General features: G+C 36.8%; 17 protein-coding genes. 7 read left to right on the forward strand and 10 right to left on the reverse strand.

The window, feature by feature from the left end:
- Positions 1-61 precede the first annotated feature (61 nt).
- Positions 62-568, reverse strand: coding sequence for an AAA family ATPase (locus BM084_RS17260; RefSeq protein ID WP_093306300.1), 507 nt, complete (start codon positions 566-568; stop codon positions 62-64).
- 360 nt (positions 569-928) lie between these two features.
- Here BM084_RS17260 and BM084_RS17265 point away from each other — a divergent pair, with 360 nt between their 5' ends.
- From BM084_RS17265 to BM084_RS17295, 7 genes are all read left to right on the forward strand, one after another.
- The gene (locus tag BM084_RS17265; RefSeq protein WP_075326083.1) at positions 929-1,492 is read left to right on the forward strand and encodes a DUF4256 domain-containing protein; all 564 of its coding nucleotides are present in this window, start codon (positions 929-931) and stop codon (positions 1,490-1,492) included.
- Between the two features lie 185 nt (positions 1,493-1,677).
- Positions 1,678-3,105, forward strand: a complete 1,428-nt coding sequence (locus tag BM084_RS17270) for an exonuclease domain-containing protein (protein WP_093306303.1) — start codon at positions 1,678-1,680, stop codon at positions 3,103-3,105.
- Positions 3,106-3,350: 245 nt separating this feature from the next.
- Positions 3,351-4,073 (forward strand): iron-sulfur cluster repair di-iron protein, encoded by a 723-nt coding sequence (gene ric / locus BM084_RS17275; RefSeq protein ID WP_075326081.1) that lies wholly within the window; start codon positions 3,351-3,353, stop codon positions 4,071-4,073.
- A gap of 284 nt (positions 4,074-4,357) precedes the next feature.
- Positions 4,358-5,578, forward strand: a complete 1,221-nt coding sequence (locus BM084_RS17280) for a hypothetical protein (RefSeq protein WP_075326080.1) — start codon at positions 4,358-4,360, stop codon at positions 5,576-5,578.
- Between the two features lie 153 nt (positions 5,579-5,731).
- Positions 5,732-6,028: a type II toxin-antitoxin system RelE/ParE family toxin gene (locus tag BM084_RS17285; RefSeq protein ID WP_317040681.1), complete on the forward strand. Its 297-nt coding sequence runs from the start codon at positions 5,732-5,734 to the stop codon at positions 6,026-6,028.
- Positions 6,028-6,318 carry a helix-turn-helix domain-containing protein gene (locus BM084_RS17290; protein WP_093306305.1) on the forward strand — a complete coding sequence of 97 codons (291 nt, stop codon included), beginning with the start codon at positions 6,028-6,030 and terminating at the stop codon, positions 6,316-6,318. Before BM084_RS17285 ends, BM084_RS17290 begins: the two co-directional genes overlap by 1 nt.
- Positions 6,319-6,431: 113 nt before the next feature.
- Complete coding sequence (locus tag BM084_RS17295) at positions 6,432-7,028, forward strand: Crp/Fnr family transcriptional regulator (RefSeq protein WP_075326077.1); 597 nt, start codon at positions 6,432-6,434, stop codon at positions 7,026-7,028.
- A 5-nt stretch (positions 7,029-7,033) separates the two neighbouring features.
- Here the strand turns inward: BM084_RS17295 and BM084_RS17300 are convergent, their stop codons facing one another.
- The 9 genes from BM084_RS17300 to BM084_RS17340 form a co-directional block, all read right to left on the reverse strand.
- Positions 7,034-7,816: an ABC transporter permease gene (locus BM084_RS17300; RefSeq protein ID WP_075326076.1), complete on the reverse strand. Its 783-nt coding sequence runs from the start codon at positions 7,814-7,816 to the stop codon at positions 7,034-7,036.
- Positions 7,817-7,821: 5 nt separating this feature from the next.
- A complete protein-coding gene (locus BM084_RS17305; RefSeq protein WP_075326075.1) occupies positions 7,822-8,517 on the reverse strand; it encodes an ABC transporter ATP-binding protein in 696 nt (231 codons plus the stop codon).
- Positions 8,511-9,746 (reverse strand): nitrous oxide reductase family maturation protein NosD, encoded by a 1,236-nt coding sequence (locus tag BM084_RS17310; RefSeq protein WP_075326074.1) that lies wholly within the window; start codon positions 9,744-9,746, stop codon positions 8,511-8,513. Before BM084_RS17310 ends, BM084_RS17305 begins: the two co-directional genes overlap by 7 nt.
- Before the next feature lie 6 nt (positions 9,747-9,752).
- Positions 9,753-10,157 (reverse strand): nitrous oxide reductase accessory protein NosL, encoded by a 405-nt coding sequence (locus BM084_RS17315; RefSeq protein ID WP_075326073.1) that lies wholly within the window; start codon positions 10,155-10,157, stop codon positions 9,753-9,755.
- On the reverse strand, positions 10,157-10,771 hold the full coding sequence (locus BM084_RS17320; RefSeq protein ID WP_093306307.1) for a hypothetical protein: 615 nt from the start codon (positions 10,769-10,771) through the stop codon (positions 10,157-10,159). Before BM084_RS17320 ends, BM084_RS17315 begins: the two co-directional genes overlap by 1 nt.
- A gap of 130 nt (positions 10,772-10,901) precedes the next feature.
- Positions 10,902-12,869: a Sec-dependent nitrous-oxide reductase gene (gene nosZ / locus BM084_RS17325; RefSeq protein ID WP_083634156.1), complete on the reverse strand. Its 1,968-nt coding sequence runs from the start codon at positions 12,867-12,869 to the stop codon at positions 10,902-10,904.
- A 68-nt stretch (positions 12,870-12,937) separates the two neighbouring features.
- Complete coding sequence (locus BM084_RS17330; RefSeq protein ID WP_075326071.1) at positions 12,938-13,453, reverse strand: c-type cytochrome; 516 nt, start codon at positions 13,451-13,453, stop codon at positions 12,938-12,940.
- 293 nt (positions 13,454-13,746) lie between these two features.
- Positions 13,747-14,163 (reverse strand): hypothetical protein, encoded by a 417-nt coding sequence (locus tag BM084_RS17335; protein WP_075326070.1) that lies wholly within the window; start codon positions 14,161-14,163, stop codon positions 13,747-13,749.
- A 6-nt stretch (positions 14,164-14,169) separates the two neighbouring features.
- Positions 14,170-14,583 carry a GreA/GreB family elongation factor gene (locus BM084_RS17340; RefSeq protein ID WP_075326069.1) on the reverse strand — a complete coding sequence of 138 codons (414 nt, stop codon included), beginning with the start codon at positions 14,581-14,583 and terminating at the stop codon, positions 14,170-14,172.
- Between the last annotated feature and the right edge of the window lie 13 nt (positions 14,584-14,596).

Genomic DNA, 14,596 nt, shown 5'->3' on the forward strand with positions numbered 1-14,596 from the left:
AAAGGCGAATAATCAGGCTTCCCCCGTTAAGCAAACATTCCTGTTAGTGAAGCCATCCGTTTTAACATATATTGCTATTCGGATTTTGGGCATCGGCACTTTTTGCAACCTTACCCCCAATATATGCCAGAATCGGTTCGATTTCTCTATATTCCACTAACTTGCTAGGTCTTCCTTCACACCCCACCGTTGCCAGTGACGCACTTGACTTTACATTGCTCTTCCCTCCGATCAGGTGAGCGGGCTTTCTTTCAAGTCCCGGAATTGTTTGCATGCAGGGCAAACAAAAAACTTCAATTTTGATTGAAGGCGGTGCTAATGGTGTTTCAGTTTGAAGACTTTCAATATACTCTTTTACTATTACTTTGTTAAATATATATTCATTTAGTTCATTGTGAATATATCTACCCTTAAACCAACCAGAAAGTATAAGGTTTAAGGCTTCTATAATTGTTGATTTTCCTGCTTCATTTTCTCCAACAATGATATTAACATTTTTGTTTAATATCAACTCAAACTCGTTTCTGAAACATTTGAAGTTCTTTATTTTTATTTTCTCAATATGCATCTAGTTTGGTTTTTTGAATGAAGCACAACTCATTATAATTAATCCCCTATTTCTTTAACAGCAATTCTCCACGAATAGCAAGTATTAAGTCGCAAAAATTTGCATTTTAAAAACTTCCGGAATAAGCTTACTTATTCCAAAAAATTCAGAAATATGAGATTTTGATAAAACAAACAGCCTGTAGGGATGGCTGTTCTGATAGTTGCTGTTTTAAAAACAACTACCGCTGTTAAATTTTTAACAATATAAGAAGAAGATTAAATTTTTATAGAAAATCCTGAAGAAAATCTTTTAGCCATCAAAAGTCTATTCACCTAAAGCAAATAATTATTAAATTAATGCTGGAAAAAAATTTTGGAGATGAGTAAGAGAAAATCACTTTCTAAAGACGGGGAAGAAGAAATAATTCAAATGCTAAAAAGCCGTTTTGAGAAGCATAAAACCCGCTTTAAGCAATTAGAATGGCTTAAAATTGAGGAAAAACTAAAGGCAAATCCTGAGAAACTTTGGGTTTTAAGCGAGATGGAAGAAACCGGCGGGGAACCCAATTTACTTGGTTATGATGCTAAAACCAACGAGTTTACTTTTTGTGATTTCTCAAAAGAAAGTCCCACAGGCAGGAGAAGTTTATGCTACGATCGCGAAGCCCTGGAATCCAGGAAAAAATTTAAACCAAAAAACAACGCCCTGGACCTGACAGCCGAGATAGGTATTGAAATCTTAGATGAAGCGCAATACCGGGAATTACAGCAATTGGGAGAATTTGACACTAAAACTTCCAGTTGGCTCAAAACACCAAACGAAATAAGAGAACTTGGTGGAGCCATTTTTGGAGATTTTAGGTATGGAAAAGTCTTTATTTACCATAATGGCGCCGAATCTTATTACGCCGCCAGGGGTTTTCGCGGGTTTTTAAAGGTTTAGGTTTTTGAAAAATAGAGTTGACACCGTCACCCTGACGAACCAGGGAAAAATCAAACCTTGTCTGGTCGAGCACAGTCGAGATCTCTCTAGGCTTCAGTCTGACGAAACCCAACCAGATAAGGAATATTTCCATTATTTAGTATTTTTTCCTTTTAAACTTTCAGAAATAATCATAATTTGGCCGCATGAAAGATGTGAAATTTGCCATTACCGATATTGAAACCACCGGCGGCGGCATTAAAGGCAATAAGATCACCGAAATTTGCGTGCTGGTAGTGCAAAACGGAAAAGTTATAGACGAGTACAGCTCCCTGGTAAATCCCGGGACCGAGATTCCGCTATACATTGAAACGCTTACCAACATCAATGATAAAATGGTGGCCGATGCACCAAAATTCGCCGAAATAGCTTCTGAAATTGATAAAATCACCAAAGATTGTGTGTTTGTGGCCCACAATGTGAATTTTGATTATAATATTATTAAGGCAGAATTTAATAATCTGGAACTGCCATTTCAAAGAAAACGCCTGTGTACGGTACGGCTGGCCAAAAAACTAATTCCGGGGCTTTTTTCTTATAGCCTGGGAAATATTTGCACCTCTATAAATATTCCGCACGTAGATAGGCACAGGGCGCGCGGCGATTGTGAGGCTACAGTCACGCTTTTTCAGCGTTGCCTGGACCTGGATCCCAATTATGAGGTTTTTAAAGCATTTTTAAATCAAAGAACGGCGGCTTCTTATCTTCCGCCCAATTTTAAAAATTCAGATTTCGAAAAATTACCCGCTACAACCGGAGTCTATTTCTTTAAAGATAAAGATGGGATTCCACTTTATATAGGGAAAGCTAAAAATATTAAAAGCCGCATAAAATCTCATTTTCAGGAAAAATCTAACCGGAAATATAAGCTGATGCAGGCCACTTACAGCATAGACTACGAACTTACCGGCAGTGAATTGCTGGCACTTTTACGGGAATCTGCTTTAATTTTAAAATATTTCCCTGAATTCAATAAAGCCCAGAAAAAGGTGAGCAGGCCTTATACGCTTACCTCCTACCACAACCAAAAAGGGATTGAGCAATTTGTGATTCATAAAAACAAAGTCTCACCGGTAAGTTGGATGAAGTTCTATACTCGCGAAGAAGCTATAAAATTCCTGGAAAATATTTGCCAGGAATTTGATTTATGCCCGCGGTATTGCGGCTTGCAAACCGGTGTATCACATTGCAGCCATTACAAAATAACCAGTTGCAGCGGGATGTGTAAAGGTGAAATTGATAAAGAAGAATACAACCGGCGGGTTTCTAAGGCGGTAGAATATATTCAGCAATATGAAAATTCCTGTTTGCTGGTAGAAAAAGGAAGAACTAAAGCTGAAAAATCTTTTATCTATCTCAAGAAAGGTCGCTATGCCGGTTACGGATTTGTAGAAAATTCTGATGATTTTAATGGTCCTGAACAGTTTGAAGATTACCTGGTACCGCAAACAAATTCCAGTTATGCCGATAGGATTGTGAACCGGTATTTAAACACCAAAAAGAACATTACCCGTTTAGACCTGAATACCGGTGAAGAAGTGGAAGAACGCGAAGCCGAAGAATGGTTTGGGTAAATTAATTCATATTTTTTTAAGTTGAAATGCAATACGCATCTTCCGCACCAGGGTTAAGCGCACAAATTTTTAAGTTGAATTTTTAATCGGTTTTTTGGGGATTTTCAGCAACTCCTACCACGAATTCAGGAAGGTTTAAATTGCGTTTATCGGGCAATTTTTAGGCTTATGACCAGACTCATAAAATAGCAGGAAGTCAAGGCAGATATTTGTAGAGAAATATTGTTCAACTTAAAGTTATTATTATGAATACCGAAACTGTAAAAACCGTAGCCGATTATGTTACCGAAAATATTAAAAACGCGCACCTGTTTAAAAAACACGGGATCGATTTTTGTTGCGGTGGCGGAATTAGTTTAGCCCAGGCTGCGACAAAAGCTAATGTGAGCCTTGAGGTACTGAAGAAAGAATTAGAGGAAACAGCCACGGTTACCACTCCCGGTTACGATTACAAAAACTGGAAACTGGATTTCTTAACCGACCATATTATAAACGTACATCACCAGTATGTAGAAGAAAATATCCCATTACTTATTCAATATGCGGCGCGTGTTGCCAAAGTGCACGGCCACGAAAGACCAGAACTTATAAGAATTCAGCAATTATTTACCGAAGTTGCCCAGGAATTAAGCGCCCATTTAAAGAAAGAAGAACTTATTCTATTTCCATTTATCAAGAAACTGGTAAGAGCCGAGGAAGAAGGAACACCGGCACCAAAACCGCAATTTGGAAAAATTGATAATCCTATTAAAATGATGGAAACTGAGCACGATGATGCCGGTGCCATTTTTAAAGAAATTTCAGAATTAAGCGATAATTACAATTATCCTGAATGGGCTTGTAATACCTACAGGGCATTTTATGCAAAACTGGAAGAATTTGAAACCGACCTGCATCACCACGTGCATTTAGAAAACAATATACTTTTCCCTAAGGCCATTGAGCTTGAACGCAGTTTAAACAGTTAAAGGTTGTTATATCCTGGAATCCCCATGCCAGGGTAGATTTAGTTTTTTATTTTAGAATGTTTTAATTGTGTTGATGAAACCCCGTAGCAGCAATGTTACGGGGTTAATTTTTGCTAATAATTGCAACAATACAGCCATAACCCTCATTGTAATCCCGATTTTTACCGGGAGCAGCAATCTATAAATTTTACTCAAACCGGGAGTGATTGCTTAACCTTACTCGGTATGGTGTTCCTAGTTCAATTTTTAAGTTAACTTCTTTTCTTTTTAGTATCTTTCGGCCTATGTTGCGTTTGGATTTAAAAGCTCATCACAAAATAGCTATCGCCTATTTTTTCCTGGCCGCTTTGCTGGGAATTTTCCTGAGATTATTTTACGTAACCCCGGTTCCCGGGAATTATAAATACATTCTTCACACGCATTCCCATATTGCTTTATTGGGTTGGGTGTATCTCGCTTTAACCGGCATTATTTATAGATTGTTTTTTCATAAAACTGAACTTTCAAGAAAATACATCTATATTTTCCTGGCTACAAATATTAGTTTGTTAGGAATGTTGTTTAGTTTTCCCTTCCAGGGCTATGCGGTGATTTCCATAATTTTTTCAACACTTTTCCTAATCTGCTCCTATTTTTATGCAGGCTTTGTGCTCCGCAATATTCCAAAGAAGCATAGTACAACTAAAAGCTTTAAACTTATAAAAGCAGCCTTATGGTATATGGTAATTTCCAGCATAGGACCCTGGGCGCTTGGAGGGATTATGAGTACCCTGGGCAATACCTCAATTTGGTATAAACTCGCTGTATATTTCTATTTGCATTTTCAGTATAATGCCTGGTTTTTAGTGGCCTTACTGGGAATTTTATTTTATCTCTTTCAAAAATTAAATATAGATTTTGGCAGAAAGAAATTTAAACGGTTTTTCCTGTTGCTGAATTCCGGCGTTATTTTAAGCTTTTTTCTTTCCACTTACTGGACCAACCCACCGTTAATATTTTATCTAATGGGTGGGCTCGGAGTGATTTTACTCCTCATCGCTTTTTACCAGTTTTTCGCCTTTATACTGCGGAATAGAAATCTTCTAAAAACAGGATTAAGTTCATTTAGTTATCGACTTTTAATGATTTCAGGCATATTGTTAGTCGGTAAAATTTTAATGCAAAGCCTTAGCGCCATACCCTTCTTCGCCGATTTGGCTTTTAATAATCTTGACTTTGTAATTGGCTATTTGCACTGGGTTTTCCTGGGTTTTGTTTCCCTGGCTTTATTCGCTTTCCTAAACTGGTTCAAGCTAATTCGAATCCCGAAAAATGCTTTTTACCTTTACCTCAGCGGTTTTCTAATTTCAGAAGCACTAATTTTCTACAAGGGCCTGGTACTTTGGTTAGGACTGCCTTTTTTTGGTAATTACTTTTTTTTACTGGTTTTAGTAAGTGCCTTAATGCCTATTGCCGTGGGATGGATTTTAGGAGTGAATTTGTTGAAAAGGCCGCCTCAAGAATAATTAATTTTCTTTCCTCGATAATCGAGATTTAAATGCTCCGAGGTAGTTTACGATGATTTATATCTATTTTGAAAATAGTAACTTTTAAGTTACATTTGTATTGGTGGAAAAATTAGAAAAGTAATAGCATACAAGAATTATTTTCAAGATTTCCTGAGCAAACAACCTATAAAAGTTCAGGATAAAATCTATAAATTAATTGAAGCTATAGAAACATTTGACCGCATTCCATCACATTATTTAAAAGCTCTAAAAGAGACAAACGGGCTTTACGAAGCACGCATAAAATTAGGCTCTGATATTTGGCGGGTTTTCTGTTTTTTCGACAAAGGAAAATTAGTGATTTTACTAAATGGTTTCACTAAAAAAACACAGAAAACTCCGAAAAGAGAAATAGACAAAGCTTTAAAATTAATGAAATCGTATTACTTAGATAAAAAGAAAAAATGATGGATGCAAAAGACTGGAAAACAATAAAAAATGAAGTTTACGGAGAGAAAGGAACTCCAAGAAGAGATGAATTAGACAGGGATTTTGAATCTTTTAAAATAGGTCTTTTACTAAGAAAAGCGAGGGAAGAAAAAAACCTTACCCAAGACCAATTAGCAGAATTAATTGACAAGAAACGCACATATATTTCCCGGGTAGAAAACAACGGCAGTAATTTAACTTTAAAAACTCTCTACGATATCGTGGAAAAAGGGCTCGGAGGAAAAGTAAAGATTTCAATAGAAATGTAAGTGATCACACGTCTTAGGCTGTTACTACCTGTCACCAACTATCTCAAATTTTGACCACATTAACCTATGGTTTCCTTGTTTTTTATAAGTTTGCTTTGATTAAAATTTAAAATATGGTTGCGGAAAATATTTTACTGGAATTTGGAGCTTCAAGAGAAACTTACCATAAAGGTGACCAGCTTTTTAGGGAAGGAGAAATTGCACTTAATTTCTTTCAAATTATTTCCGGGGAGATCAAGATGAATAATTATAATGCCGACGGAAAGGAGTTTATACAGGGAATGTTTACTGACGGCCAAACTTTTGGCGAACCACCCTTGCTGGCCGATGTGAAATATCCCGCCAATGCTGAAGCTATAAAAACCTCTGAAGTTTTAAAACTCCCCAAACTAAATTTCCTGGAGCTACTTACAAAGCATCCCGAAACCCACCTAAAACTCACCCGCACCCTGGCTGAAAGGCTTTTTTACAAAGCGATTATGGTTTCAGAAATTTCAAGCCAGGATCCGGAGCATCGAATAATCAGGATCCTGGATTATCTAAAGCGTTACGTACATCAGATTGAAGGGCAGTTTAAATTTAAAGTAAACCTGACCCGCCAACAGATAGCAGATTTAACCGGACTTCGAGTAGAAACTGTAATTAGGGCTATGAAAGGGCTGGAAAAGAAAGGTGAACTAAAAATTAGAAGCGGAAAAGTTTATCGTTAATTCGGTTAAAAATCTTTTTTTGAAGCCAGGCGTAGCATTCCCCAAACCGGTAGAATTACCCAGGCCAGCAACACCCCAAAACTTATAATACTCCCTTTGGTTGTACCAAAAAATGATTTAAACACTGCACCGGTATATCCTAAAAGTGCTGAAATATCTAATTTTAGTAAAATTAAGGTTCTGCTTAAATCTATAGGATTTAGTACACTTGCAGCCAAGGCAAAATCTTCTAAAGGATATTCCTGGAAATACATTAAAAGTAAAAGGAAAATTCCGTCGTAAATAATTGCCAGGAAAAGCCACATTAAAATTGCCATCCCGAAACCTTTAATTTTATTCTCAAACCTGAGAGCAATTCCAAAGGAAAGTGCGGTAAAAATAAAAGTTAGAAAAGAACCCACTACCAATAAAGAAAGGAAATCCCAAATGGCTGAAGATTCCAATAAGCCATAAATTATAAAAGGAATTCCCAGCCCCAAAACCAGGCTAAGAGCCAACGATATTGCCACGCCTAAATATTGCCCTAAAAAAATATGTTTACGGGCTATGGGTTGCGCCAGGAGCAGCTCGGTAAATTCCCGGGAATTATAAAAATACATAATCCCAAAAATAGTCCCAATAAGCGGTACCAGAACAATAATAACATTCATTAAGGTAATGATCGCATTAGAAAGGTCGTTGTTTAAAAACAATAACACCAAACCTAATAACAGATAGAAGAAGAAATAAACAAAGCTCCACCGACTTCTAAAAAGATCAAAAAAACTGTATTTAAGAATTTTAAACATAAGGCTTAGGTTAATATTTGGGCAATAGCGTGTTCAAGATCATCCTGACCGGTTTGTGTTTTTAGCTCGGTAATACTACCGTTAAAATAAATTACGCCTTCTAACAAGAATAAGATTCTATCAGCTGTTTCTTCTACGAAATTCATAATGTGAGAAGTAATAATTATTGTTTTCCCGGCAGCTTTTTCCTTTTGCAATAACTCTCTTAGTTTTATTAAAGAAGCAGGATCCAGCCCCGAGGTAGGTTCATCTAAAATTATCAACGGACTGTCAAACATAAAACACAGTACGATATTCACTTTTTGGCGGGTACCACCAGAAAGTTTACTCAGTTTTTTATCCAGAAAATTTTCTATACCAAAAAAAGCAATTAGTTCTTTATCCCGGGCAGGTTTTCCCCTTAAATCCTTGATCATTCCAATCAATTCTTTTACGGTAAGGTTGCCGGGAAAATTGGCAATTTGCGGTAGATAATCAATCTCCTGCCGGTAGTCACTTTGCCGGCGAATTTTCTTACCATTTACAGCGATTTTTCCTTGTTGCGGAATTACCATACCCAGCAAGCTTTTAATAAGAGTGGTTTTTCCTGAACCATTGGGACCAAGCACCGCAATTATTCCCGCGACATTGGTCTCCAGGTTGAGGCCGTTTAAAACCTTTTGGGATCCAAAACGTTTATGAAGATTTGTTACCGTTACCATTGTATTTTTCTAATATAAGGTTGTTGGTCCAGCACATTGGCCGGTGTAAAAATGGGAGAAACTTTTTCTGAAAATTCAATTAGGTCTATAAACAGGCTTCTAAGCATTACAATACTTTCAGGCGTTTTATCTACTAAATAAGAAAATAAACTCACCGGCCTGTAAGGGATATCTCCAAAATTGTTTTTATCAAGATCGTAGCCGGAATAATTGCTCCAATAATTTCCGTTAAAAGTATTTCCGTTACTATGCCCAGTATAGGTAAGATCAAAAGAATTATATAAAAAATTATTTCGATTAAAAACGTTATTGTAGCAGCCACCTCTAATTTTCACAGCATAGCCGTTACTTTTAAAATTGTTTTCTATATAATTTATCCGGTTGGTATTATCGGCGCTAATGCCTACGGTGTTTTCTTCAAAAGTATTCTGTTTTAATTCAGAGTCTGTTATGTCTTTCAGCAACAAACCATAAGAAGCGCTTCCCCAGTTGTTTTTAAAGGTATTGCGGTACATTAAAATTTCTTTTGAATACATTACCGCTACTCCTGCTCCATTATTATCAAAAAGATTCCCGGAATAGGTATTACCATCAGAAAACATAAAATGCAGCCCGTATCTTAAATTATTCTTACATACATTATTTATAATTTCGGTATCGTCTGTAAATTCCAGGTAAATTCCGTCGCGAACGCCTTCCAGGTGATTATCTTCAATATGCATTTCTGAAGTTTTCCAAAGATGAATAGCATTGCCGGAATGAGCCTGGCTGGTTGCTTTACCGGTCACCTGGTTACCCACAATACGCCCGTTATTAGAACGTTCTATTAAAATTCCGAAGAAAATATTATCAAAACGGTTATTCTTAACTTCAAAATTAGTGGAATTACTGACTAAAATTGCGGAAAAATCGCTGGTATGACTTCTCCCTATATTGATGATTTTAAAGCCTTCAATTGTAAATGCATCAGCCCTAAAACTAATTGCCGTACCTTGCATTTCAGCATCAATAACCGGGAAATCTTCGCCAATTAGGGTTAAAGATTTATCACTTATAACAATATCATTTTCCTTGTAAACACCGGGTTTTACCCTAATGGTGTCCCCAGATTTCGCAACTTCAACCGCGTTTTTGATAGATTTGATTTCACAGGTTTCACAAACCGTAATTTCTGTAGCGTAAAAGCTGAAACTAATAAAAAAAAGGAAGATGAAGAGCACAGCTTTCATGGTAAATTACTTAAAATTATTTTTCAATTCTTCCCAGTCCTGAAGTTCTCCGTTATCACGGCTTTCTTTTTTCACAGCGGCAAGGTTAGCTCCCATTGGGCTTCGTAAACTATCGTTTTGCACAAAGCCGGCATCAGAAACCGGTAGCATGTTGCCGGGTTTATCGTAATTAGAAACTAAAAGAAAAGAAGTTTGGTATTCTCTCTGGTTCATATCATTCACCAGGCATTCTATAGCATCGTATTTATACTGTTTACCCTTATCGGTCACTAGCTGTGCCGAGTAAGCCTGCTCTACAATCGTCATTTGACAAAAGTGGCAATGGTCTTTACCATACTTAATTGGTTCTGGCTCAAAACTACAGGCCGAAAAAACAAAGACTATGGCTAATATGTAAAATGAAAATTTCATTATTTCAGGGTTTTTAAAGCTTTTTTACGAATCCACCAGGCTACCAAAGTTAAAGACATTCCAATAAACATTAGATAAGCACCGGTTCTGGGATACGAATGGGCGGTAAAGTTCAGAATTTTTTGCGTACCGAATAATGGTGGTTTATAGTTTATAGGGTTTCCCTCAGAATCGGTTAATTTTATAATTGCCTTAGGATCCAGATCCGTACCATAATCTAACAACCAGTTATTGAAATCGTACATTCCCAGCAAACCAAGAACAAGCATTAAGATAAACCAACCTAAAAACCAGGAAGCGGAGATTTTTTTAAAAAATCCTAAAGCACCTAAGAGAACTCCTAATATGGCCATACCCGCAATGACTATGGGAAAAACCTGGAACTCCCACATTTCAGCCGGCTTTGGAATTTTCTTCATTCCTATATAATGATTTACCCCGTCTATATTCTGAATATCAAATTCTTCTTCTCCTTCTATCCCGCTAATAAAAATATCCATTCCCATAGGATCGGGGTATTGGGGTGCGCCAAGTTGAATATTCCATAAAGGAAAATAAAACAGGCCTAACAAGAGAAGTGAGCCCAATATCATTAAAATTGCAGATCGTTTCATATGCTTATGTATTATTAAACAGATTTGGGAGGCTATAAAAAAGTATTGTCTTAGAAAGTCTTTAAAAAATAAAGGAGGGCGCAAACAACTGGCCGCCACCCTCCTTTTTCAATCTAAAAACAACCTTTAACTAGTTACTTGTATATTCGTCATCTAAGCCCCATTTCATCGGGGTATTAGCTCCTTCTGCAGAAACTCTTATGTAACCCTGCATTTCCTGGTGAAGTGCAGAACAGAAGTCGGTACAATAGAATGGCCATACACCGGGTTTCTTAGGTTCCCATGTAATGGTTTTTGTTTGTCCGGGCATTATTAAAAGCTCTGATGTATTAGCTCCAATTACTGCGAAACCGTGAGGTACATCAAAATCCTGCTCTAAGTTGGTTACGTGGAAATATACTTTATCTCCCACGTGAATACCTTCAAGGTTATCTGGAGCAAAGTGGCTTCTTACCGTGGTCATATACACGTGAACTTCATTGCCCTCACGAACCATTTTGGTTTCACTTTCATTAACAGCGGCATACTTGTGATTATTCTCATCTAAACGATAAATCTTTTTTGAATTTTCTTTGATTTTATCGGCTTTAATGGCAGCTGCGTAATGCGGCTCACCGTGTGTTGGAAAATCAAGTAACAACTCCATTTTATCACCTGAAATATCAAACAACTGCGCAGAGTGTTCTAGCTCGGGGCCGGTTGGTAAATACCTGTCTTTGGTAATTTTGTTTAAGGAAATCATATATTTTCCATCTGGTTTTCTTGAGTTTCCTCCAGAAATCATTAAGTGACCTACAGAGTAATAACTAGGCTGTCTATCTACAACTTCCCAGGTATCTAATTTCCATTTTACAACTTCAGAAGAGATAAAGAATGTAGTATAAGCATTTCCTTTATCATCAAATTCGGTGTGCAATGGGCCTAAACCTGCTTCCTTAACGGTTCCTGCTAAGGTAGACTCGAAATTAAGTACTGGAATTCCGTAAGCATCTCCATCAAATTCTTCATTTTCAATAGCATCAAGCATTTTACTGAATGAATGCACGGTAAGGTCACTGGAAAGTTTTCCGTTTCCAATAATATATTCTCCTGAAGGATCTACATCACAACCGTGAGGAGATTTGGGAGTTGGCATAAAATATACTGCACCGGGTATATCACGAGGATCTACTCTAAGCACTTCGTTTTTGGTGGTAGAAATAGTAGTTTGAGTATCGTGGTCAAACACATTATGAACATACTCAGCATCCATAGTTTCCCCGCCTCCATTTTCTACATATTCGCTTATTTTCTTCCAGTTAACTGCAGCAATAAAATCCTTATCGTTTTGCGAAGCATTTACTTCCTGCATAGTATGTGATTCTTCTGTATTATACGTAGTAAAGAAGAACCAACCGTGAGATTCCCCACGCCCTGGGTGAGAAAGATCATAGTTAAAGCCGGGCATATCTATTTGAAAGTCAATTTCCATATGGCCATCATCGCCTACTGCAATAAAAGTTAAGGGCCCTCTAAAATTTCCTTTCATTTCATCTATAGGCATGTCTTTTTGAGGATAAGGCACTGAAAATCGTGTACCGGCCACCACATATTCGGTGTTTTCGGTAACATAAGAAGAAGAGTGGTTACCCGCACTGTGTGGGATCTCAATAATCTCTTCGGTTTCAAAAGTTTCCAGGCTTATTCTGGCAATCCTGGGGGTGTTGTTCTCATTTATAAAAATCCACCTTCCATCTATTTCCCCGTTAGTTTGAGAAATATCGGGGTGGTGAGAATCTCCCCACGGCACCATACCAAACGAGGTTTTTAGCATATCTTTAGTTTCTTCGGAATAACCATACCCATTGGTAGGAAACTGAGAAAATACAGGAATTTCTTTTAGCATCCTTCCAGATGGAAGCCCGTAAACGGTTAGGTTCCCACTGTAACCTCCAGAAAGGAAAGCGTAGTATTCGTCGTGTTCTCCAGGGCTAACATAAACTTTTTCTGCAGCGCTGGAAGCCATAGCACCCGATTTCCCTCCTTCATCATTCTGGTTACAGGATGTAAAGATTGCGGCAAGTGCAAATACGGCGATAAAATTTGTGATTGTTTTCATATGATTAGGTATTATTTCAAATATGGTTCAAAACTAAAGTGTAGGTTTATAGGTTTTTATGAGTATCATCAGTTTTCGGCATCATACTGTCTAAAATATTCTACAATAGCCCTGGCCTGATCTTCTTCCAGTCCCTGATTGGCCATAATTGCCATATTAGACTCTACCATTAATCTTTTGGCGATAGGATCTTTTTTAATCATCTCTTCGGGATTAAGAATCATATTCATAATCCATTCTGGTGATCTTCTTTCGGTTACACCTTCTATAGCCGGACCAACAAATTTCTTATCCATTTTATGGCAGGCAGAACACATATTCTTAAAGATACTGGCTCCATTGGCTGCCATATCAGAATTAATGCTTTCTGGCAAATCCAAAGATTTTACCGGGCCAATTCCTTTATTAGATAAATCGTCTCCCGAATCTGCGGCAGCTTCTGTGGTTTCAGTTTCTTTTTCTTTTGGTTGTGAAGAGTAATCGTCCAGGCGTAGGCTTTCTTTTTCGTCTTTTTCAGAATTGCCACAAGCCACAAAAGAAAATACCAGCGCTACAGCCAATCCTATTTTTACAATTAATTTCATAGTTATAGATTTTGATTTCGGTGGTAAAATTACCCGAGAAGTCAATCTTATTTTATGACCCCAATCATAAGGAAGGGGATCAACTGAAACAGAACTGCTTAAGCCACTGTTAATAAGGTATTTAAATTAAATATATGGAGTGAAGTTTTACGGTAATTTTTAATAAAATATTTCTGTATTTTAAAATGAATCTAATTCTGAGTAGTAGAGGCTACTATTCATTTTTAAAAACAAAAAAGGGGCGATTAAAAATCGCCCCACATTAGTCAACCAAACACAGTCAAATTTAAAAACTAGTTGAAACTAACTTTTAAGAATTTAAATATCAAAACTTTAAGCTGTCGAAAATCTTTAAAATGTTTTCTAAGTGTAGTTTTAAAAACCAGGTGATCTTTTAAATAAAAGTTTTCACACTGCACATCGTCACATTCTTTTAATCCCTCCAATTTATTTTTATAATCAAAGAAGGTGGTTAAATGAAACTCATTGGCCTTATTTATTAACTCCAGTTGTTTCTTTAAGTAAGAAGCATCTTCCTGGTTTATTTCTACCTTAATAGTTTCTTTTAAACCTGATTTCAAAATATTGCTGAAGAAATTAATTTCCTCACTTATATAAATTAGGTGTTCTTCCCAGTCTTCTGATTCAGTTTGGATACTTAAAATTTGTATTTCCTCATCATTATGATGTTCCTGAAATTTTTCCCTCATCTTCCTTTATTTTTGCATTTTCATTTCCCTTACCATCTGTTCTACTTTTATAATATCAATAGCGTTCTTACCAGTTGGGAATTCCCATTCTACCTTATCTCCCTGGGCATAGCCAAATAAGGCCAGACCCATAGGAGCAAGAATAGAAATCTTATTTTCTTTAATATTGCTATGATCTGGAGTAACAATTTGGTATGTTCTATTAATACCAAAAGGAGTAGCTATTTCAACTTTAGAGTTGAATCTCACCACATCTTCGGGCATATTTTTTTCACTCACAATTTTAGCAAATTCAAGTTCGTTCTTTAGCTTTTCTATAGACGCACGGTAGGTACTATCTTTATAATATTGCGCCATGGAAACTATACGTTTTAAAAGCTCATATTCTACCTTTTCAATTATAATGACATCATATTTCATTTCTTCACAACAA

It is taken from the genome of Salegentibacter agarivorans (genome assembly GCF_900113135.1).
GTDB classification, from domain to species: Bacteria; Bacteroidota; Bacteroidia; order Flavobacteriales; family Flavobacteriaceae; genus Salegentibacter; species Salegentibacter agarivorans.

Coding starts and splice junctions, on each gene's coding strand:
- BM084_RS17295 (WP_075326077.1), top strand. CDS start 6,432: ATGGTTGCGGAAAATATTTTACTGGAATTTGGAGCTTCAAGAGAAACT.
- BM084_RS17310 (WP_075326074.1), bottom strand. CDS start 9,746: ATGAAAGCTGTGCTCTTCATCTTCCTTTTTTTTATTAGTTTCAGCTTT.
- BM084_RS17260 (WP_093306300.1), bottom strand. CDS start 568: ATGCATATTGAGAAAATAAAAATAAAGAACTTCAAATGTTTCAGAAAC.
- BM084_RS17305 (WP_075326075.1), bottom strand. CDS start 8,517: ATGGTAACGGTAACAAATCTTCATAAACGTTTTGGATCCCAAAAGGTT.
- nosZ (WP_083634156.1), bottom strand. CDS start 12,869: ATGAAAACAATCACAAATTTTATCGCCGTATTTGCACTTGCCGCAATC.
- BM084_RS17300 (WP_075326076.1), bottom strand. CDS start 7,816: ATGTTTAAAATTCTTAAATACAGTTTTTTTGATCTTTTTAGAAGTCGG.
- ric (WP_075326081.1), top strand. CDS start 3,351: ATGAATACCGAAACTGTAAAAACCGTAGCCGATTATGTTACCGAAAAT.
- BM084_RS17320 (WP_093306307.1), bottom strand. CDS start 10,771: ATGAAACGATCTGCAATTTTAATGATATTGGGCTCACTTCTCTTGTTA.
- BM084_RS17315 (WP_075326073.1), bottom strand. CDS start 10,157: ATGAAATTTTCATTTTACATATTAGCCATAGTCTTTGTTTTTTCGGCC.
- BM084_RS17270 (WP_093306303.1), top strand. CDS start 1,678: ATGAAAGATGTGAAATTTGCCATTACCGATATTGAAACCACCGGCGGC.
- BM084_RS17290 (WP_093306305.1), top strand. CDS start 6,028: ATGGATGCAAAAGACTGGAAAACAATAAAAAATGAAGTTTACGGAGAG.
- BM084_RS17280 (WP_075326080.1), top strand. CDS start 4,358: ATGTTGCGTTTGGATTTAAAAGCTCATCACAAAATAGCTATCGCCTAT.
- BM084_RS17265 (WP_075326083.1), top strand. CDS start 929: ATGAGTAAGAGAAAATCACTTTCTAAAGACGGGGAAGAAGAAATAATT.
- BM084_RS17335 (WP_075326070.1), bottom strand. CDS start 14,163: ATGAGGGAAAAATTTCAGGAACATCATAATGATGAGGAAATACAAATT.
- BM084_RS17330 (WP_075326071.1), bottom strand. CDS start 13,453: ATGAAATTAATTGTAAAAATAGGATTGGCTGTAGCGCTGGTATTTTCT.
- BM084_RS17340 (WP_075326069.1), bottom strand. CDS start 14,583: ATGAAATATGATGTCATTATAATTGAAAAGGTAGAATATGAGCTTTTA.